This window comes from Actinomadura kijaniata (genome assembly GCF_014138665.1).
GTDB lineage: Bacteria > Actinomycetota > Actinomycetes > Streptosporangiales > Streptosporangiaceae > Spirillospora > Spirillospora kijaniata.
Genome location: NZ_JACJIA010000012.1, coordinates 259,792 through 279,270 on the forward strand (window position 1 = coordinate 259,792; position 19,479 = coordinate 279,270).

The 19,479-nt window shown below is 73.7% G+C and carries 18 protein-coding genes; 12 read left to right on the forward strand and 6 right to left on the reverse strand.

Annotated elements, in window-relative coordinates:
- Positions 1 to 31: 31 nt before the first annotated feature.
- Entirely contained in the window at positions 32 to 625 is a 594-nt protein-coding gene (locus HNR61_RS36310) for a hypothetical protein (protein WP_182847658.1), read from the reverse strand.
- A 73-nt stretch (positions 626 to 698) separates the two neighbouring features.
- Here HNR61_RS36310 and HNR61_RS36315 point away from each other — a divergent pair, with 73 nt between their 5' ends.
- Positions 699 to 1,349, forward strand: a complete 651-nt coding sequence (locus HNR61_RS36315; RefSeq protein WP_182847659.1) for a dihydrofolate reductase family protein — start codon at positions 699 to 701, stop codon at positions 1,347 to 1,349.
- A 1-nt stretch (position 1,350) separates the two neighbouring features.
- On the opposite strand, the gene folP is transcribed toward HNR61_RS36315, so the two are convergent.
- Both folP and HNR61_RS36325 read right to left on the reverse strand, forming a co-directional pair.
- Positions 1,351 to 2,259: a dihydropteroate synthase gene (gene folP, locus HNR61_RS36320; RefSeq protein ID WP_246444511.1), complete on the reverse strand. Its 909-nt coding sequence runs from the start codon at positions 2,257 to 2,259 to the stop codon at positions 1,351 to 1,353.
- Between the two features lie 58 nt (positions 2,260 to 2,317).
- A complete protein-coding gene (locus HNR61_RS36325; RefSeq protein ID WP_182847660.1) occupies positions 2,318 to 3,985 on the reverse strand; it encodes an FAD-binding dehydrogenase in 1,668 nt (555 codons plus the stop codon).
- 77 nt (positions 3,986 to 4,062) lie between these two features.
- Here HNR61_RS36325 and HNR61_RS48600 point away from each other — a divergent pair, with 77 nt between their 5' ends.
- From HNR61_RS48600 to HNR61_RS36355, 6 genes are all read left to right on the forward strand, one after another.
- A complete protein-coding gene (locus HNR61_RS48600; RefSeq protein WP_312898270.1) occupies positions 4,063 to 5,202 on the forward strand; it encodes a hypothetical protein in 1,140 nt (379 codons plus the stop codon).
- Between the two features lie 366 nt (positions 5,203 to 5,568).
- On the forward strand, positions 5,569 to 6,048 hold the full coding sequence (locus tag HNR61_RS47015) for a DUF485 domain-containing protein (RefSeq protein WP_246444513.1): 480 nt from the start codon (positions 5,569 to 5,571) through the stop codon (positions 6,046 to 6,048).
- Positions 6,036 to 7,751: a monocarboxylic acid transporter gene (locus tag HNR61_RS36340; RefSeq protein WP_218009687.1), complete on the forward strand. Its 1,716-nt coding sequence runs from the start codon at positions 6,036 to 6,038 to the stop codon at positions 7,749 to 7,751. The genes HNR61_RS47015 and HNR61_RS36340 overlap by 13 nt, the downstream gene beginning before the upstream one ends.
- A 171-nt stretch (positions 7,752 to 7,922) precedes the next feature.
- Positions 7,923 to 8,381 carry a hypothetical protein gene (locus tag HNR61_RS36345; protein ID WP_182847662.1) on the forward strand — a complete coding sequence of 153 codons (459 nt, stop codon included), beginning with the start codon at positions 7,923 to 7,925 and terminating at the stop codon, positions 8,379 to 8,381.
- 216 nt (positions 8,382 to 8,597) lie between these two features.
- The gene (locus HNR61_RS36350; RefSeq protein ID WP_220510208.1) at positions 8,598 to 10,799 is read left to right on the forward strand and encodes a S8 family peptidase; all 2,202 of its coding nucleotides are present in this window, start codon (positions 8,598 to 8,600) and stop codon (positions 10,797 to 10,799) included.
- Positions 10,800 to 10,900: 101 nt separating this feature from the next.
- Positions 10,901 to 11,218: an SHOCT domain-containing protein gene (locus HNR61_RS36355; protein WP_220510209.1), complete on the forward strand. Its 318-nt coding sequence runs from the start codon at positions 10,901 to 10,903 to the stop codon at positions 11,216 to 11,218.
- 22 nt (positions 11,219 to 11,240) lie between these two features.
- On the opposite strand, the gene HNR61_RS36360 is transcribed toward HNR61_RS36355, so the two are convergent.
- On the reverse strand, positions 11,241 to 11,810 hold the full coding sequence (locus tag HNR61_RS36360) for a MarR family winged helix-turn-helix transcriptional regulator (RefSeq protein WP_067816989.1): 570 nt from the start codon (positions 11,808 to 11,810) through the stop codon (positions 11,241 to 11,243).
- A 336-nt stretch (positions 11,811 to 12,146) separates the two neighbouring features.
- Here HNR61_RS36360 and HNR61_RS36365 point away from each other — a divergent pair, with 336 nt between their 5' ends.
- The 3 genes from HNR61_RS36365 to HNR61_RS36375 all read left to right on the forward strand — a co-directional run bounded on the left by HNR61_RS36365 (position 12,147) and on the right by HNR61_RS36375 (position 14,412).
- Positions 12,147 to 12,467 carry a DUF3263 domain-containing protein gene (locus tag HNR61_RS36365; RefSeq protein ID WP_182847663.1) on the forward strand — a complete coding sequence of 107 codons (321 nt, stop codon included), beginning with the start codon at positions 12,147 to 12,149 and terminating at the stop codon, positions 12,465 to 12,467.
- A gap of 19 nt (positions 12,468 to 12,486) precedes the next feature.
- Entirely contained in the window at positions 12,487 to 13,308 is an 822-nt protein-coding gene (otsB, locus tag HNR61_RS36370) for a trehalose-phosphatase (RefSeq protein WP_182847664.1), read from the forward strand.
- A gap of 135 nt (positions 13,309 to 13,443) precedes the next feature.
- Complete coding sequence (locus HNR61_RS36375) at positions 13,444 to 14,412, forward strand: hypothetical protein (protein ID WP_182847665.1); 969 nt, start codon at positions 13,444 to 13,446, stop codon at positions 14,410 to 14,412.
- A gap of 161 nt (positions 14,413 to 14,573) precedes the next feature.
- Here HNR61_RS36375 and HNR61_RS36380 read toward each other — a convergent pair whose 3' ends face one another.
- On the reverse strand, positions 14,574 to 15,182 hold the full coding sequence (locus tag HNR61_RS36380) for a PadR family transcriptional regulator (RefSeq protein ID WP_182847666.1): 609 nt from the start codon (positions 15,180 to 15,182) through the stop codon (positions 14,574 to 14,576).
- A 190-nt stretch (positions 15,183 to 15,372) separates the two neighbouring features.
- On the opposite strand from HNR61_RS36380, the gene HNR61_RS36385 reads away from it, so the two are divergent.
- The gene (locus tag HNR61_RS36385) at positions 15,373 to 16,623 is read left to right on the forward strand and encodes an FAD-dependent oxidoreductase (protein ID WP_220510210.1); all 1,251 of its coding nucleotides are present in this window, start codon (positions 15,373 to 15,375) and stop codon (positions 16,621 to 16,623) included.
- 33 nt (positions 16,624 to 16,656) lie between these two features.
- Here HNR61_RS36385 and HNR61_RS49560 read toward each other — a convergent pair whose 3' ends face one another.
- On the reverse strand, positions 16,657 to 18,711 hold the full coding sequence (locus HNR61_RS49560) for a serine/threonine-protein kinase (RefSeq protein ID WP_376770294.1): 2,055 nt from the start codon (positions 18,709 to 18,711) through the stop codon (positions 16,657 to 16,659).
- Positions 18,712 to 18,836: 125 nt separating this feature from the next.
- Here HNR61_RS49560 and HNR61_RS36395 point away from each other — a divergent pair, with 125 nt between their 5' ends.
- On the forward strand, positions 18,837 to 19,388 hold the full coding sequence (locus tag HNR61_RS36395; RefSeq protein ID WP_067817007.1) for an RNA polymerase sigma factor: 552 nt from the start codon (positions 18,837 to 18,839) through the stop codon (positions 19,386 to 19,388).
- Positions 19,389 to 19,479 lie beyond the last annotated feature (91 nt).

The following is a 19,479-nucleotide window of genomic DNA, read 5'->3' on the forward strand; positions in this document are numbered from 1 at the left end:
CCCGGTGTGAATGATCTATTCCGGAACGTGGTCAGACGATGCCGCGTTTCCTGCGTTCGATGTCGATGAGCTCGTTGGTGAGTTTCTCCGGGTCCACCGCGCAGCCGGGGTCATGGAGGGCGTCGTAGTCGCGGGTGCTGAGGGGGAGGCCGAGTTCGGCGAGCTGGTCGGCCAGCTGGGCGAAGGCGAGGTGTTCGTCGGGCTCATCCTGGTAGCGGGCTCGTTCGCAGGCGCACGCTTCGGCCAGGTTGCGGCCCGCCAGGGACCAGTACGTGAACTCGGTGTCCAGCTCGATGACGGGCGGGGGTCCCTCCGGCTCGTCGGGGTGCATCCAGTAGCCGACCCAACCCTTGCCGCCTTCCGCGACGAGCTTGGCGTACTTGGCGATCTCCGCGACGGCGGCGTTGATGGCCTGCATGCCGGGATCGGCGAGTTCCCGTTCGCTGAGGTAGCTGGTGTCGAGCAGCGGGCTCGGCTCTCCCGGCTCCAGGAACGTCAGGTCGAGGAGGTACTGGAAGTCGGTACGGCCCTCCCACTGCGCCACCAGCATCGTGCGCAGGTCGTCCGGGATCGGACGGCCGTCCAGGCGCTCGCGGGAGAACTCGGCAAGCCGTTCTTCGTGCATGGGTCCGCCTCGATGATCGGGTTCCGGATGATCGTAGCGACGGCCGCTGACAGCGCTCGCGTACGGTTTCCGTATGGAGATCGAGGAGCTGGCCGGTGCCTACGACTATCCGGAGGACTCGCCCTGGCTGCGGGCGAACATGATCGCCACCCTGGACGGGGCCATCCAGTACAAGGGGAACACCGGGGCCATCGGGTACGAGACCGACTGGCTGCTGATGCAGGAGCTCCGGAAGCGCGCCGATGTCGTGATCATGGGGGCCTCGACCGTCCGGGAGTACGACGAGTTCCCCTCGGCGACGCCGCTGGTCGTCGTGTCCCGGAGCCTGGACCTGGACTTCGACGGCAAGGTCTTCGCCGGGGCGCGGAGCCGGCCGATCGTCGTCACGTGCGCGGCCGCGCCCGCCGAGCGGCTGCGGGCCGCCGGGGAACGCGCCGAGGTCCTCGTCTGCGGCGACCGGTCGGCGGACGTCGGGCTGATGCTGGAAACGCTGGCCCAACGCGGTCTCCGCCGCATGCTCTGCGAGGGCGGCCCGACGCTCCTCGCCGAGGTCGCCGCCGCCGGGTGGCTGCACGAGCTGTGCCTGACGATGAGCCCCATGGTCGTCGCCGGGACCGCCAAGCGCATCCTGGACGGCCCCGTCATCGACATCCAGCGCATGAAGCTGCGCCACACCGTCCAGGACGGCGACTACCTGTTCCTCAGGTACCAGGTCGAGCGGTAGGTCACAGGTTGTGGCGGGTGTGGGCCGGGGGGCGCCAGCCGAGGATGCCCTCGGTCATCCGCACCGCCGCGACCGTCTCGCGGACGTCGTGGACGCGCACGATCCGCGCCCCCTGCAGGATGCAGAACACCACGGCGGCGATCGTGCCCTCGACGCGTTCCCGCTGCGGCCGGTCGATGGTCTCGCCGATGAAGTCCTTGTTGGACACGGCCGCGAGCATCGGGTAGCCCACCGCGGCGATCTCCGCCAGGCGGCGGGTCAGCTCCAGCGAGTGGTAGGTGTTCTTGTTCAGGTCGTGGCCGGGATCGATGATGATCCGATCCGCCGGGATGCCGCGGCCGAGCGCCGCCTCGACGCGGTCGCGCAGGAACGCCGCGACCTCCCCGGCGACGTCCTCGTAGGTCGGGCGCGGGTAGCGCGTGCGCGGGGCGGCGAGGCTGTGGGTGATGATGACGTGCGCGCCGGTCTCGGCGACCACGTCGGCCAGGGCGAGGTCGTGCAGGCCGGTGACGTTGTTGATGACGTCGGCCCCGGCGGCGACGGCGGCGCGGGCGACCTCGGGGTCGTAGGTCTCGACGGAGATCACGGCGTCGGTGCGGGCGCGGGCCGCCTCCACCAGGGGCAGCACCCGGTCCATCTCCTCCTGCCGCGACACCGGCGGGGTGTCGGGGGAGAAGGGGACGCCGCCGATGTCCAGCCAGTCCGCCTCGTGGGACAGCGCGTCCTCGACGGCCCGCACCGCGCTGTCCAGGGCGAACGTGCGCCCCCGATCGTGGAAGGAGTCCGGGGTCCGGTTGATGATGGCCATCACCGCGACCTGGCGCGCGAAGTCGAAGGTCCGCCGACCGATCGTCCGCTTCGGGCTGACGAGGTCGGGAGTGAACAGCTTCGAGCCTGCTGCTTCGGTCAAGACTGGCCTGCCTCGCGGTGATTGCCCCGGTGATCCCGGCCAGCATAACGCTCTGTTCCTAGCGCGTCTCCTGCGCGATGGCGCGCCCCGCGACACGCCCTCCGAACAGGCAGTTGCCCAGGAACGTCCCCTCCAGCGACCGGTAGCCGTGGACGCCGCCGCCCCCGAAGCCCGCCACCTCGCCCGCCGCGTACAGGCCGGGGAACGGCGTCCCGTCGGCGCGCAGCGCGCGGGCCGACAGGTCGGTCTGGACGCCGCCCAGTGTCTTGCGCGTCAGGATGTGCAGCCGGACGGCGATCAGCGGCCCGGCCTCCGGGTCCAGCAGCCGGTGCGGCGCCGCGGTGCGGATCAGCCGGTCGCCCCGGTAGCGGCGGGCGTTGTGGACCGCCATGACCTGGAGGTCCTTGGTGAACGGGTTCGCCATCTGGCGGTCGCGGGCGACGATCTGCCGCTCCAGCTCGGCCGGGTCGATCAGGGGCTCCTTGACCAGGTCGTTCATCGCGGCGGCCAGCTCGGGCACGGTGGTCGCGGTGACGAAGTCCGGGCCGTGGTCCAGGAACGCCTGGACCGGTGGGGGCGCGCCCGCCCCCACCCGGCTCAGCAACTGCGGGATGCTCCGGCCGGTCAGGTCCGGGTTCTGCTCGGAGCCCGACAGCGTGAACTCCCGCTCGATGATCTTGCGGGTGAGCACGAACCAGGAGTGCTCGTACCCCGAGTCCATGATCGTCTTGAGGGTGCTCAGGGTGTCGAAGCCGGGCAGGCAGGGGGCCGGGAGGCGGCGGCCGCGGGCGTCCAGCCACAGCGAGGACGGGCCGGGCAGGATGCGGATGCCGTGGTGCGGCCAGATGGGGTCCCAGTTCTGGACGCCCTCGGTGTAGTGCCACATGCGGTCGCGGTTGACCAGCCGTGCGCCCGCGTCCTCGGCGATGGCCAGCATGCGCCCGTCCACGTGCTCGGGAACGCCCGCGATCATGTGGCGCGGCGGCCCGCCGAGCCGCGGGGGCCAGAAGGCGCGGACCATGTCGTGGTCGCCGCCGATGCCGCCGGAGGTCACCAGGACGGCCTGCGCCGACAGCTCGAAGTCGCCGGCCGGCGTCCGGGAGCTGGACACCCCCCGGGGCGCGGTGCTGGGTTCGAGGATCGTGCCGCGGACGCCGGTGACGGTCCCGCCGGTGACGACCAGCCCGTCGACGCGGTGCCGGAAGCGCAGGTCCACCCGTCCGAGCTTCTCGGTCTCGAACACGTGCCGCACGAACGGCGTCAGCAGCCCGGGCCCGGTGCCCCAGGTGATGTGGAACCGCGGAACGCTGTTGCCGTGCCCGTCGGCGAGGTGGCCGCCGCGTTCGGCCCACCCCACCACGGGGAAGAAGCGCACCCCGAGCCCGTGCAGCCAGGAACGCTTCTCGGTGGCCGCGAACTCCACGTACGCCTCGGCCCACCGGCGGGCCCAGTGGTCCTCCCCGGAAGGGTCGTCGACGCCCCGGTCGAACGCCGCGCTGCCCAGCCAGTCCTGCCAGGCCAGCGCGTGCGAGTCGCGGATCCCCATGCGCCGCTGCTCGGGCGAGTCCACGAAGAACAGCCCGCCGAACGACCAGTACGCCTGCCCGCCCAGGTTGGTACGCGGCTCCTGGTCGAGCAGGATCACGCGCCGCCCGGCGGCGATCAGCTCGGCGGTCGCGACCAGCCCGGCCAGCCCCGCCCCGACCACGATCACGTCAGCGTCCATGTCCCCCTATCTACCGGAACGGGCGGCTCCTCAACCCCGCCCGGCGCGGCCGGTCCCGGCTGTGATCACATAGGGGCGTGACGAACGTGCGCGACGAGGTCGAAGCGGTCCTGCGGGCCTGGGACGCCTACGAGGTGAAGCGGGGCGGCGACCCCGTCATCGACTTCGACCTGCTGCCGGGCGGCCCCGATCCCGAGCCCGCCGCCGACCGGCTCGGCGTGTACCGGCGGCTCGCCGAGCTGCGCGGGGACGCCGAGGGACCGGTGCGGGAACGCGTCGACGCCGACCTGGCCTACCTGGGCGCCCTCCTCGGCGAACGCCCCCCGCTCGACGAGTACGTGCGCGCCACCCAGGGCTGCGGCGCCGTCGGCTGGTCCCCCGAGTACGTCGAGGAACGCCGCCGGGTCGCCGTCGCCGCGCTCGCCGAGGTCGGTGTCGCGTGGGGGCCGGAGGCCAACGCCGAGCTGCGCCGCGTCGAGGGCCTGCTCGACGTCGCCGACGCGCCCGACGCCATCCGCGGGGCCGTCGCCGAGCTCGAACCCGCCGTCCGCGAGCTGACCGGCAGCGACGCCCCCTACCGCCTCACCGTCGAGACCGCCGAGGTCGAGGCCTACTGGGCGTTCTGGCTGGACGGGGCGGGCCGGGACGTGCGGCTGCGCCTCAACCTGCCCAACGTCGAGTTCACCCGCGCCGGGGCCCGCCAGTTCGCGCTGCACGAGGTCCTGGGCCACGGTCTGCAGAGCGCGAGCCTGCACGCCCGCGCCGCCGACGCGCCCTGGGTCCGGCTACTCTCCGTGCACGCCCTCCAGCAGGTGATGCTGGAGGGGCTCGCGCAGGCGTGGCCGCTGTTCGTTACGCCGGACGACGCCGTCCTGGCCGCGCGCATCCGCCTCGACCACTACGTGCAGCTCGTGCGCGCCCGCGCCCACCTGGACATCAACGCCGGAACGCCGGTCCTCGACGTCGCCGGCCGGATGCGCGCCGCCGTCCCCTGGTGGGGTGACGACCGCGTTGCCGCGCAGCTGGCCGACCGGGGGGCGAACCCGCTGCTGCGCTCCTATCTGTGGGCTTATCCGGCCGGTGTGGATTGGTTCGTCTCCCTCGCCGAAAAGGGGGGAGAGGCGACCGGAAACGTATTGCGGACAGCTTATCGAGAGCCGCTGACCCCCGCCGGGCTGGCCGCCCTGTGGCCGGAAGGACCGCGGATCGGCGGCTGAGGATTCCGCCTTACCTGGTCCATTACCGGCTGTCATGTACGGAGCGTAACCTTCTGGTCTTGGTCGTCCTCCCCATCGGGCATGGCCGCATTCCCGGACAGGGCTCCGACATTTCGGTTTCGGAAGTGGACATTGGGCGTGATGGGGTTGCCTGGGGGTCAGGTTGGCCTCGCCCTGGCGGCTTTTTCTTGCTTTCTCGCCAACCGGCCACTACCCGCTCCCATTCTTTGATCTCATAGTGATGAGACCACTACTGAGGGTCACTATGAGTCAGGGGAGGGCCGGATGGTCTGGGACTCAAGACCACCCCAGCCGCGCGGGGGGCGCGGCCGTGCCCGGCAGGGCACCGGCGTTCGATACGCCGCCATGGCGCATGATGAGCGGTTCCTTTTGCTGCGATCCCGGTTCCGGCGGCTCGCCGCCGCGATCGTCGCCTCGTTCATGGGGTGGTATCTGCTTTATGTCTTGTTGTCGGCGTTCGCGCGCGGGTTCATGGCCCAGCCGCTGTTCGGCAACGTCAACGTGGCGCTGGTGATGGGCGTCCTGCAGTTCGTCTCCACGTTCTCGCTGGCCTGGTGCTACGCCTCCTACGCCCGCAAGACCCTGGACCCGCTCTCGGCCGAGCTGCGGGCCGAGGCCGACCCGGCGCCCCATCCGCCCGGCCACGCCGCCGTCCGCCCCGAGCCCGAGGCCGCCGGCGCCCGGGCCGAGGACGCCGCGGCCGAGCGGAGCCCGCGCCCCGTCGACCCCTTCGCCGCCCACGAGCGGGGCGCGTCCGTCGAACGCCCCCGGGACACCGAACGCGGCTGGCCCGGCGTCCGCCCCGACCCGGGGTGGCTCCAGTGAGGGCGGCGGCCGTGCGGGCCGGGACGCTCGCGGCCGAGGCGGGGGGCGGCCGCGCGCTGACGTTCGTGCTGTTCCTGGTGTTCATCGGCATCACCCTCGGCATCACGTTCTGGGCCCGCGCCAACACCAAGGGCGCCGTCGACTTCTACGCGGGCGGCCGCAGCTTCTCCGGCGCCCAGAACGGCACCGCGCTCGCCGGCGACTACATGTCGGCGGCGTCGTTCCTGGGCATCGCCGGGATCATCGCGCTGTCGGGCTACGACGGGTTCCTGTACTCGATCGGCTTCCTGGTGGCGTGGCTGCTGACGCTGCTGCTGGTCGAGCTGATGCGCAACGCGGGCCGCTTCACCATGGCCGACGTGCTGTCCTACCGGGTGCGCCACCAGGCCCCGGTGCGGACCGCCGCCGCCGTCTCCACCGTCACCGTGTCGGTCTTCTACCTGCTGGCGCAGATGGTCGGCGCGGGCGCGCTGGTGTCGCTGCTGCTGGGCATCCACGCCGGCGAGACGTTCATGGGCATGTCCGCCGACACCGCCCGCACCCTGGCGATCATCGGCGTCGGCGCGCTGATGATCGTCTATGTGAGTTTCGGGGGGATGAAGGGCACCACCTGGGTCCAGATCGTCAAGGCCGTGCTGCTGATCTTCGGCGCGGCGGTGCTGACCCTGCTGGTGCTGGCCCGGTTCGGCTTCAACCTGTCGTCGATGCTGGGCGCGGCGGCCGACTCCAGCGGCCGGGGGCAGGCGTTCCTGCAGCCCGGCCTGAAGTACGGCCGGGAGGTGCCCGACACCGCCCAGACGCTGATCAACAAGCTGGACTTCATCAGCCTGGCGCTGGCGCTGGTCCTCGGCACCGCGGGCCTGCCGCACATCGTCACCCGGTTCTTCACCGTGCCCGACGCGCGCGCCGCCCGCACCTCGGTGAACTGGGCGATCGGCCTGGTGGGCGCGTTCTACCTGATGACGCTGGCGCTCGGCTTCGGCGCGGCGGCGCTGGTCGGCCGCGCCGAGATCGTCGCCCAGGACCCGGCGGGCAACACCGCCGCCCCGCAGCTGGCGCAGGCGGTCGGCGAGATGGTCGGCGGGCGGATCGGCGGCGAGATCATGCTGGCGTTCATCGCGGCGGTCGCGTTCGCCACCATCCTGGCGGTGGTGTCGGGCCTGGTGCTGGCCTCCTCCACCTCGCTGGCGCACGACTACTTCGGCCACGTGCTGATGCTCGGCCGGCCGCGCGAGTCGCAGGAGGTCGCGGTGGCGCGGTTCGCGGCGTTCCTGATCGGGTCGCTGGCCATCGTGCTCGCGGTGATCGCCAAGAACATGAACGTGGCGTTCCTGGTCGCCCTCGCCTTCGCGATGGCCGCCGCCGCGAACCTCCCGGCGATCACGCTGTCGCTGTTCTGGCGGCGGTTCAACGCGCGCGGCGTGGTGTGGGGCATCTACGGCGGGCTGCTGTCGTCGCTGGTCCTGGTGTTCTTCTCGCCGGTGGTGTCGGGCAAGGTCGATCCGGTGACCGGCGCGAGCCTGTCGCTGTTCCCCGCCGGGGTGGACTTCCACTGGTTCCCGATGGAGAACCCCGGGCTCGTGTCGATCCCGTTCGGGTTCCTGTGTGCGGTGGTCGGCACGTTCCTGGGCCGCGAACGCGCCGACCGCGAGAGGTACGACGACCTGTCGGTGCGCTCCCTGACCGGAGCGGGCTCCGCCTGAGCGGACCGCCGGGCGGAGATCGCAGGGCACGCCCGCCTGGACCGGCGGGTGGAAGGAGGGCCCCTCCCGTGCCGGGGAGGGGCCCTCGTTCCGGTCAGGACGTGGTTACGTGGGCGGACTAACAGCCCTGGCAAGCGCCAGGTTACTGGCGAGTACGGCATTCTGGAGCGCATGAAGTCCACGTCCCTGCTCGCCATCGCCGGCGCGGTCGGCGGCACCGCGCTCGCCGCCACCGGAGCCGCCGTCCTCCTGCTGGGCGACGGCGAGGCCGACGCCCGCCCCGCCGCCACCGCCGCCGCCCACCGGGACGCCGGGGGGATCGGCAGGGCCCTGCGCGCCGCCGGGGCGACCGGCTGCGTCGCCGAGCAGACCCGCGTCGAGTGCCGTTACGAGGGGCGCTACGTCGCCGCCGCCGTCTTCACCCCCGACACCGGCATGACCGTCGACACCGCCCTGGAGAGCTGGAAGAGCGGCGTCGGCCAGGGCGCCCTCGGCGAGCAGGGCGCGTTCTCGCTGCTGCGCGGCCCGAACTGGCTGGTCACCGGCCCCCGCGCGATGGTGGACAAGGTCCGTCCCGAACTCGGCGGCGACGCGCTGCACTGCGACCGTCCCTTCGGCGCCTGCGCCTGATCCCGGTGGGGCGGGGAAGATCCGCGCTGTCCCGTCCCGTGCCCTAATGTGCCGAGTGCCCGGGCGGCGTCGGCTTCGCGTGGCAGAATGCGGGATGCGCCCTCCGTGCTCGGTGGGGTGCTGATGAGGGGGTGAGCCCGCCCGCGACGGCCGCGACGTCCGGGGCGCGTGTCGCCCCGTCGAGCACGGCCGACTTGCCGGGAGGGGGTGCGTGGCGTGACCCGTGCCGCCCGACGCCGCCGCGAGCCCGCCGCCCGCCGCCTCGCCGTCCCGGTCACGGCGGCCCTCACCGGACTGACCCTCGCCGCCTCCGTCGCGGTTCCCGCCGTGCTCGCCCCCGAACGCCCCGCCGACCGTTCCCCCTCCCGGCCCGCCCCGGAACGCACCGTGCGCGGCGCGGCGGCCGGGGCGCTGCGCGCGGCCCGCACCGACCAGATCCGCGCCCGCCAGTGGCATCTGAACGACATGCACGTGACGCGCGCCTGGCGCTGGTCGCGGGGCGCGGGCGTCACCGTCGCGGTGCTGGACACCGGCGTCGACCGCCGCCACCCCGACCTGGCCGGGCGCGTCACCGCCGGCCCCGACCTGACCGGCGGCACCCGGCGTCCCGGCGGCAAGTACTGGGGCCTGCACGGCACCTCGATGGCCAGCATCATCGCCGGGCACGGCCACGGCCCCGGCCAGCAGGAGGGCGTGCTCGGGCTCGCGCCCCAGGCGCAGATCCTGTCGGTCCGCGTCACCTGGGAGAACGACGACCCGATGCGCCGCAACGGCGGCGAGGTCGGCCGCAACCGCGACGCCGTCGCCCAGGGCATCCGGTACGCCGTCGACAACGGCGCCCACGTCATCAACATGTCCCTCGGCGGCGGACGCCAGTTCTACAACGGCAGCCAGGCCGAGGAGTCGGCGATCAGGTACGCGCTGTCCAAGGGCGTCGTGCTGATCGCGTCGGCGGGCAACGACGGCTCCTCCGCCAACCGCAAGAACTTCCCCGCCGCCTACCCCGGCGTCATCGCCGTCGGCGCGCTCGACCGGCGGCTGCGGCTGTGGAAGGACAGCAACCGGCACCCCTACGTCACCGTCTGCGCGCCCGGCGTGGACATCGTCAGCGCCGACGCGGGCACCGGCTACGTCGTCGGCACCGGCACCAGCCCGTCGTCGGCGATCGTCGCGGGCGTGGCGGCGCTGATCCGGTCGCGGTACCCGAAGCTGACCCCCGACCAGATCCGGCAGGCGCTCGTCCAGGGCTCCCCGCCGCGCCGCCAGCCGACCGGTTCCGAGACCTGCCGGGGCCCGCTGGACGCGGCGCGCGCGTTGCAGGCCGCCGCCCGGCTCAGCAAGGCCCGGACGCTGTCGGGCGCGGCGCCGGCGCCCGCCGACCCGCGCCCGATGTCCGCGCCCGAGGAGGACGAGGAGCCCGACACCCTCCTGTTCGCGATCCTCGCCGGCGGGGGCGTCCTGGTCCTGCTGGGCCTGGTGCTCGGCTGGCGGCAGCGCCGCCGTCCGGGCGACGAGGACGACTTCGCCTACGAGCCGCCGCGCGAACCGGTCGGCGCGGTGGCCCCCTCGGGCCCCGTCGCGGAGCCACCGGTGTGGCAGAGCCGGGACGTCTCCCTGTCGGGGACGAGCGCCGACCTGTCCATCCCGCACGGGACCCCGGCCGACAAGCCCGTGTGGCCGCCGAGCGGGGACCGGCCGGAGCGCGACCGCCACGAGCCGGTCGAGGGCCCCCCGTACGCGGCCCCCGGCCACCGGCCCGCGTACGCGGACCCGCCGTACGGTCCGGGAGCGGCGGCGTACGGTCCCGCGGATGCCGCCCCCGTCCCGTACGACCCGGCCGAGACGGCGGCCGACCGGGCATACGGCGACCCCGCGGGCACCGCGTACGACGCGGACCCGCCCTACGGCCCCGCGTACGCCGCCGACCGGCGGGAACGCGCCGAAGAGCCCCCGGTGACGCCCGACATCCACGACCCCCTGGGCGTGGGCGATCCTCCCGAGGTCCCCGGCGTCGGCTCCCCGCTCTACGGCGAGGGCCCGCGGCCCGGCCGCGACCCCTGGGACACGGGCGCCCCCGACCCGTTCGACGGCGGTGGCCCGCCCGCGCCCCCGGGGGTCCCCGCCCCGGACGCCGACACGACCGCCACCGACGGGTACCCGACGTTCGACGACGACGAGTGGGACCGGTTCCGGCGCAGCGCCCTGGCGGAGCCGGGAGCGGACGCGGGCGGGTTCCCGTCCGAGCCGTCGCCGGGGCTCCCGGCGGACGGGTTGCCCGGCGGCGCGTTCCCGCCCGTCCCGCCGCCCGGTCTGGCCGACCGGCCCAGCACCGTGGACCCGCTGGACGAGGACCCGCTGCGGCGGGGACGCCGGTCCCGGCCCGCCGACGAGGACGACTACCGGCCGCCGTGGTGGTGACCGGCGTACTCCGCCGGGCGTAGCGCGGAAGCCGCCTGACGTGGGATTACAGGCCCGGTGCCGGCCGCCGACCATCGACTTGTCCGCACTGGAGGAGGTCGATGGAGATGATGACCGCGATGACCGCGCTGACCACGTTGGCGGCCCACCCCGGGCCCTGGCGCGACGGCCCTCACGAAAACGCCTACGACGCGCCCGCCTGGTGGCCGGTGTTCCCGATCGGGTTCGGGCTGTTCTGGCTGGCGGTGCTGGCCGGGGCGTTCTACCTGCTGCGCCGCCGGGGCTGGGCCCGGCCCGCGACGGCGGCGGCCGACCCGCTGGCGCAGGCGCGTTCCACCCTGGCCGAGCGGTTCGCCCGCGGGGAGATCGACGAGGACGAGTACCTCACCCGCTCGGCGGCGCTGCGGCAGGACGCCTGACGGGGAGGGCGGGGTCCGGGCGCTACTCGGACTCCGCCTCCTCGAAGATCCGGTCGACCCCGTCGGGGTCCATCGGGGAACGGACGGCCGCGTCGGCGAACCGGGCGAGCAGCCGCGCGAACTCGGTCCGCTCCCCGGGCGTCCAGTCCGCCATCAGCTCGCGCATGTAGTCGAGGCGGAACCGTTCGGCGACCTGCTTGACCCGCGCGCCCGCGTCGGTCAGGCCCAGGTTGGCGCGGCGCGCGTCCATGGGGGAGGGGCGGCGGGACACCAGGCCCGCGTCGATGGCGTGGCCGACCAGGCGGCTGGCGGTCGAGGGGTCGATCTCCAGGCGTTCGGCGACCGCGCCGACGGTGACCTCCGGGCCGTCCGCGCAGTCGCTGAGCGCGGCCACCGCGTGCACCACCATCAGGTTCGACAGCTGCAACGGCCGCCCGCCCGGCCCGCCGGAGGTCTGGGCCCGGATACGCTTCATCAGGTCGGGCTTCGCCCACACCCGGCGCAGGTGGAACAGCGCGAGGGCGATGTCGTTGAGCACCGGGTCGTCCACCGGGTCGACCGGGGCCCCGGCGGTGGGCCTGTCCGTCGCCATGCGCGTTCTCCGTTCCTCTCGGACGCCGTCTCGCCGCCCGGATGGCCGGACGATTACGAATGTACTATGCATACTTTAACGCGTGCGGTCCGGGAGAGTTCCGGATCCGCGTGGCGGGTTCCCCCGGCGCCGCCGACACGGATGTGGTGCACTGGGCCTGCGCGTTCTCATGGGACGGCGGGCACCGGCCTTCCCCGCGAACCGCCGGACGGCGTCGGTGCGGCCGACTAGCATGGCAGCGGCCGAACCCGGATGACCCGGGATCAGTGACCACAGAGGGGATTCCGTGCCAGGGCGACAGGGCCCCGGCGACGCTCCCGTTACCTGGACGGCAGCATGAACGATGACCCAGTACCCGAGCCGCTGACCATCGGTCTGGACGAGGAGGAGCACGCCTTCCCGGCCGATCTGCTCTCCGAGCGCGACCGCCAGATCCTCGCCTTCGAGCGGCAGTGGTGGAAGTACGCCGGAGCCAAGGAGCAGGCCATCCGCGAGCTGTTCGACATGTCGGCGACGCGGTACTACCAGCTCCTCAACATCCTCATCGACCGCCCCGAGGCGCTCGAACACGACCCCATGCTCGTCAAGCGCCTGCGCCGGATGCGGACCCAGCGGCAGCGGCAGCGCGCCGCGCGTCGGCTGGGCATCCGGCCCTGAGGTGACCAAGACTGGTCCCGTGATCTCACCCCCTGCCACGACGGCCGCCGGTGCGAGCGGCCTGGACGCGATCCGTGACAACCCCGCCGAGGCGGTCCTCGGGTTCGACTTCGACGGCACCCTGGCGCCGATCGTCGCCGACCCGGCGGCGGCCCGGGCCCATCCCCGGGCGGCCCCGACCCTGGCCCGCCTGGCCCCGCTCGTCGGCTCCCTGGTGATCATCACCGGGCGGCCCGCCGCCACCGCCGTCGAGTACGGCGGGTTCGACGGCCTCGACGGTCTGGTCGTGCTCGGCCAGTACGGCCGGGAGCGCTGGGAGTCCGGCGTGCTGACCGCGCCCGAGCCGCCGCCCGGCGTCGCCGAGGTCCGGGCCAAGCTGCCGGAGGTCCTGAAGGCGTCCGGCGCGCCGCCCGAGACCTACGTGGAGGACAAGGGGCAGGCCCTCGCGGTGCACACGCGCCGCTGCGCCGAGCCGGAGAAGGCGTTCCAGCGGCTGCGGGGCATCATGGCCGCCCTCGCCGAGCGCACCGGCCTGGTCGTCGAGCCCGGCCGCTACGTCCTGGAGCTGCGCCCGCCCGGCATGGACAAGGGCCAGGCGCTCCGCTCCCACCTGGCCGAACGCGGCCGGGCGCCGTCGGCGGTGCTGTTCGCCGGGGACGACCTGGGCGACCTGGCGGCCTACGACGCGATCGAGGCGCTGCGCGCGGAGGGCGTGCCCGGGGTGAAGGTGTGCAGCGCCTCCACCGAGGTGACCGTGCTGGCCGAACGCGCGGACGTGACCGTCGACGGTCCCGAGGGCGTGGTGGCGTTCCTGGAAAGCATGATCAATGATCTTTCCTGAACGGCGTTGACCTGCGCGTTCCGTGCAAACCTACGGGCCGGATGTGAGCTCTACGGCTAATTGCGCCAAAATACGGTGAATTGCGGTACTGGAGCGACCACAGGGGACCGGGGTCGAGAGCGGGGAGCTTGCACGGTGGAGAACCGGACGGGAATGCCTGGAACGCCACGAGGGCCGGAGGAACCGGGAGTCACCGGTCCCCAGCCGTACGCGCCGCACGCCGAGCCACCGGCCCCCGCCGCGGGCCCCGCCCAGCCCCCGCCGTACCCGTCCGAGGCGACCGGCGGCCCGATCCCCGGCCCGCCCTCGGGCGGCGCGGCCCGGCCCGACACGGTCCTGGACGGCCCCGCCGGGATGACCGGACGCGAGACCAGCGGCGTCCAGGTGCGGATCAGCTCGCGCCGGGCGCGCAACCGGGCGGCCCGCGAGGAGCCCGCCCGCAACGGCCGGCGCAACGGGATCGTCGCGGCCGCCGCCATCGCGACGGCGGCGGTGCTGGTCACCGGCGGCCTGCTGCTCATGCCGGGCTCCGACGAGAGCGGCGGCCCGGCGCCCCGGGCCGGGGGCGAGGCCACCTCGTCCCCGGCCCGGGCGAAGCTGCCCCGCGCGGGACGGCCGCTGGAGGTCGGAACGGCCGACGGGTCGCGCTACCGCATCGCGGCGGTGGGCGTCGGCACCGCCGCAGGCGCCGCCCCGCAGTCGGGCTCGCAGGCGCAGGCGGGCGGCAGGCGCGCCTACGTCGAGTACGTGCTGAGCAACCCGAGCCGGCAGAAGGCGCTGCTGGACTTCCCCGGCGACGTGTTCGTCCGCCGCGCCCTGCTGCCGTCCGCGTCCCGCGCCCGCTGCGTGTGGCAGACGGGCGTTCCCGAGGACATGTGCACCCCGCCGATCAAGAGCGAGGTGGTGCGCCCGCTGGCGGGCGGCCCGCTGCTCGCCGGGGACGGCGACGACAGGTACCTGCCGCCGGGCGGCGCGTACCTGGTGCGGGCGACGGTGGACGTTCCCGTCCTCAAGGGCCTGAAGGCCCGGGACCTGCGCCTCTACGTCTGGAAGAAGCTGTACGTGGAGGACCAGGTCGCGCGGCGGGCGCCGTTCCCGTCCTGAGCGCCCGCCCTCGCCGGCGAGCCCCGAACGCCGCGGCGGCCGATCCGCCGGTGACGACAGAACGCGCCCGGCTGCGGAGTCGCAGCCGGGCGCGTCGACGGGGGACGCGCACGGGCCGTGGTGCCGCGCGGTGGCGGCGGGCGCGTGCCGTCCGGTGACCGCTACTCGGCCTCGGGGTCATCGGCGAGGATGCCGTAGAGGCGGCGGCGGGCGTCGTTGACGACCTCCAGCGCGCGAGCCTGCTGGGCCTCGCTGCCGACGTGCATGACCTGGTGCAGCGCGCCCATGAGCTGGCCGATGGCGTCGCGGGTGCGCACGGCGCTCTCGCCCGCGGACTCGGCGACCTCCTCCCAGGGGGCGGTCTCCTGGCGCGCGGCCTCGGCGGTCCCCTCCTCGGTGAGCGAGAACAGCCGCTTGCCGCCCTCCTCCCGGCTGGTGACCAGCCCCTCGTCCTCCAGCATCTGGAGCGTCGGGTAGACCGAGCCGGGGCTCGGCCGCCAGACGCCGCCGGTGCGCTCGTCGAGCTGCTGGATCATCTCGTAGCCGTGCATGGGGCGCTCGGCGAGCAGGGCCAGCAGGGCGGCGCGCACGTTGCCGCGCCGCGTCCGGCCGCGTCCGCCGCGGCCCCGCCCTCGACCGCGTGGGCCGAACCCGGGACCGGGACCGGGGCCGAAGCCGCCGAACGGGTCGCCGCGCCGGGCGCGCTCCTCGAAGAACGGGTGTCCCTCGCGCTGCGTCGGATGACGGTGTCCGTGGTGGTGGTGACGCATCGTGTCTCTCCTTCGATCGGTTGCCGATGCATTAACGATATATCGGTGAACACTCGCGATGCAACTGCCATTCCCCTGCGGGACGGGCGCGCCCTCCGGTGATCACTCTGTGTGCCGTAAAAGATCTATCCCGTGACCTCTTGACGTGGAAATCAACGCATGATGAATTAATGGGCAGGAGGTGGTACCCATGACCGAAGCCACCATGACCACGACCTGCCTCATCGCCGGCGGCGGTCCTGCGGGCGCCGTCCTGGGGCTGCTGCTGGCGCGCGCCGGGATCGAGGTGACCGTGCTGGAGAAGCACGGCGACTTCCTGCGCGACTTCCGCGGCGACACGATCCACCCGTCCACGCTGGACGCCCTGGACGAGCTCGGCCTCGGCGACCGCTTCGAGCGGCTGGACCACCGCAAGCTCGCGAAGCTGAGCCTGGTCACCGACGAGGGGGAGATGACGATCTCCGCGCTGTCGACGCTGCGCGGCCCCCACCCCTACATCGCGATGGTGCCGCAGTGGGACTTCCTCAACATGATCACCGAGGAGGCCGCGCGCTACCCGACGTTCCGGTTGCTGATGAACGCCGAGGCCACCGGCCTGCTCCGGGAGGGCGACCGGGTGACGGGCGTGCGCTACCGCGACGCCGACGGCGCCGAGCACCGGATCCGCGCCCACCTGACCGTCGCCGCCGACGGACGCCACTCCATACTGCGGCGCGCGGCCGGGCTGCGCTCCAGGGAGTCGGGCGTGCCGATGGACGTCGCCTGGTTCAGGCTGCCGCGCCACGCCGGCGACCGCGAGGACGCGTTCCTGCGCGTGAGCCGGGGCCGCATGGCGGCCGTCATCAACCGCACCACCTACTGGCAGATCGCCTACCTGGTGCCGAAGGGCCGGTACGCGGAGGTCGAGGCGGCCGGGGTGGAGAGCTTCCGCCGTTCGGTGGCCGAGCTGCTGCCGTTCCTGGCCGACCGCGTCGGGACCATCGACATGGCCGACGTGCGGGTGCTGGACGTGCGGGTGGACCGCCTGCTGCGCTGGTGGCGTCCGGGCCTGCTGTGCATCGGTGACGCGGCCCACGCCATGTCACCGGTGGGAGGCGTGGGGATCAACCTGGCCATCCAGGACGCCATCGCCACGGCGAACCTGCTGGACGGCCCCCTCCGCCGGGCCGCCGTCACCGAACGGGACCTCGCCGCCGTCGAGAGGCGCCGCACCCCGCCCACCAGGATCGTCCAGGGCTTCCAGCTCGGCATCCAGCGGGCGGCGATCGCCCCGATCATGCGCGGCGCCGTCCCCCTGCCCATCCGCCTGCTGAACCGGCTGCGGGGCGTCGGCCCCCTGCCACGCGTCACGGCCCGGATGGTCGGCTACGGCCCCCGCCCCGAACACGTCCGCACCCCGCAACGGACGACCCTCGCCCCGGAACCCCTCACCAGGGCCTGACCGATGCGGTCCGGGATCCGGCCGGGGCGCCGGTCAGGGGGCGGCGATCTTCAGGCTGTCCAGGATGGGCTTGACCAGGTCGCGGTTCGGGTCGGTCTCCTTGATCCGGATCCAGGCGCCGAACTTGTTGGTGCGGTCCTTCAGGCCGATCTCGGCGATCTTCGGGGTGCCGACGGTGCAGTTCGTGTAGCGGGTGATGGTTCCCGACAGGGACTTGTCGGGAGAGGTGTAGTTCTCCGGGGCGCCCTTGGTGCACTGCGCGTGCGCGGTGAACCGCGCCGGGAGCGGGCCCGAGGTCAGGTCGGTGGTCAGGCCGACGAAGACACCCGCGCCCTTGCCGTTGCCCTTGAACGCGACGACGCTCGGCGCGGCGCGCAGCACCGGGCGCGGCCGGGCGTCGGCGGGCAGGCCCTGAGCCGAGGGCGTCCAGGTGCTCTCGGCGGTGCCGAGCGGCCACGCCTTGGGCACGCCGACCTGGATCTTCTTGCTGGGGTCGGCGACCGTGGTGAAGTCGGCGGGCAGCGCCGGGGGCTTCGGGCCGTCGCCGCCGGGATCGTCCTCGCCACCGGAGAACAGGTTGCCGAGCAGCAGCCCGCCGATCACCGCGACGGTCAGCAGGACCGTGCCGATGATCAGCGGCAGCATGGTGTTCCTGCCGTCGCCGGAGCCCTTGCCGGAGCCCTTGCCGGAGCCGAGGCCCTTGAGCCGGCCCATCGCGTTCTGCACGGGAGACGGCCCCTGCCGGCCTTGCGGCGGCCCCTGCTGCCCCTGCGGAGGACCCTGTGGTCCTTGCGGAGGGCCCTGTGGCCCCTGCGGGGGACCCGGGGGGCCTCCCGGTCCGCCCGGGGGCGGGAAGCCTCCCGGCGGGCCGTACGGCTGGCCCCCCTGCGGCGGCGGGCCGTATTGGCCCTGGCCAGGAGACTGGAAGACGGCGGTCTTGCCCTCGCCGGCCGGCGGCGGCCCGCCCTGGGGACGCATGTCCGGCGCGGGCAGGGAGACCGTGCGTTCGGCGTCGGCGTCGGCGTCGCGGCCCGTGGTCGACGGCCCGACGGGACGCCCGGCCGGGCCCGTCGGGTCGCGGGGCGAGGCGGGGCCGGGGTGCGGGTACTGGGCGTTGTGCGGCTGGTCCACAATCGTTTGGTCGCCGTCCATGGCCGGATTGTTCGCGGCGGGGGCGTCCTCCCGCGTCGGCGGCTCCGGCTGGACCTGGTGCCCGGCGGACGCCCGGGGCGGCGCGTGCGGCGGGCGTCCCGTGTCCTGCGGCGGGGGCGGCGCCGGGCGCCGCGGCGGCTCCCGGCCCTCGTCGCGGACGGTCTCCTCCAGCTCCGGCGGCCCGGTGGCCGGGGCGGGCGCGTCGCCCGACAGCGTCGGCCGCAGCGTGGCCAGGGCCTCGGCGAACGCCTCGGCGGTCGGCCAGCGCCGGTCCCGCTCGACCTCCAGCGCCCGCAGGATCACCTGGTCGAGCGCGGGCGGCAGCCCCTCGCGCAGCTTGCTGGGCGGCGTGCGGATCGGGGCCGGGCCCGGCGGCTTGCCGGCGAGCATGTGGTAGGTCAGCGCCCCCAGCCCGTACACGTCGGCGCGCACGTCCAGGCCGCCGCCGAAGCGGGCCTGCTCGGGCGACATGTACCCGGGGGTGCCGACCGGCAGCGTGAACGCGCCCGAGGCGTGCGCCAGCGCCTTGGCCAGCCCCAGGTCGGCGATCAGCAGTTTCTCGCCGCCGTCGGCGGTCGACTGGAACAGCACGTTGGACGGCTTGAGGTCACGGTGGATCACGCCCAGCGCGTTGATGACCTCGACGCCGTGGGCGATCTCCTCGGCCAGCACCAGGGCCTCGCTGACCGGAAGTGGCCGCTCCCGCATCCGGTCGGCCAGGGTCCCCCGGTCGGCGTAGGACATCACGAAGTAGGGGCGGCCGTCGGGCAGCTCCCCGATGTCGTGCACGCGGACGAGCCGCTCGGAGTCGGCGCGGCGCAGGATGCGCGCTTCCTCCAGGAACCGGTTGCGCACATCCAGATCGTCGATCAGGCTGCCGGAGAGGACTTTGATGGCGACCTGCGAGTCGAGCGCCTCGTCGTGCCCGAGCCACACGGAGGCGAACGCCCCGGATCCGAGGACGCGATCGATTCGGTAACGGCCGACAGTCGGTGGGAAGGACACTCCCGTATCATGCCCATCAAACGGGGTGTGTGCGAACGAGCTGTTAAGGCGCGGCGATGGCATTCGATGCGATGACCGAGGATTTGGCCGTCAAGGCCGCCCAGGGCGACAAGAACGCCCTGGAAGCGCTGCTGCGCAGGATCGAGCCCGACGTGCTGCGGCACAGCTCGCGCTACCTGCCCTGCCGCCAGGACGCCGAGGAGGCATGTCAGGACGCGTTGATGCAGGTCGCGCGGAACATCCACCGGTTCGAGGGCCGCTCGCGGTTCTCCACCTGGCTGCACGTGGTGGTCTCGAACTCGGCCCGCTCCACCTACCGGTCGCTCAAGCGGCGCTCGGTCGAGCAGGCCGGGGAGCTGCCGCAGCAGCGGCCCGACCCCCGCCGGACCAGCGTCATCGCCGGTTCCCGGGTGGACATCCTGGACGCGATGGAGGAGCTGGAGACCCGCAAGCCGGACCTCATCCAGGCGCTGGTGCTGCGCGACGTGTCCCAGCTGGAGTACTCGGAGATCGCCGAGCACCTGCAACTGCCGCTGGGCACGGTGAAATCGCGTATCCACGAGGCCCGCAAGCAGGTCCGGCAGACCCTCGGCGAGCACTACACCTGAGCCCGGAACCGGCCGGGCCGCGTCAAGGCTCGGCAACGCGCGGGCAAGAACACCGTCGGTGAGCGGCGGGCGACCGGGCGTGTCGGACAGC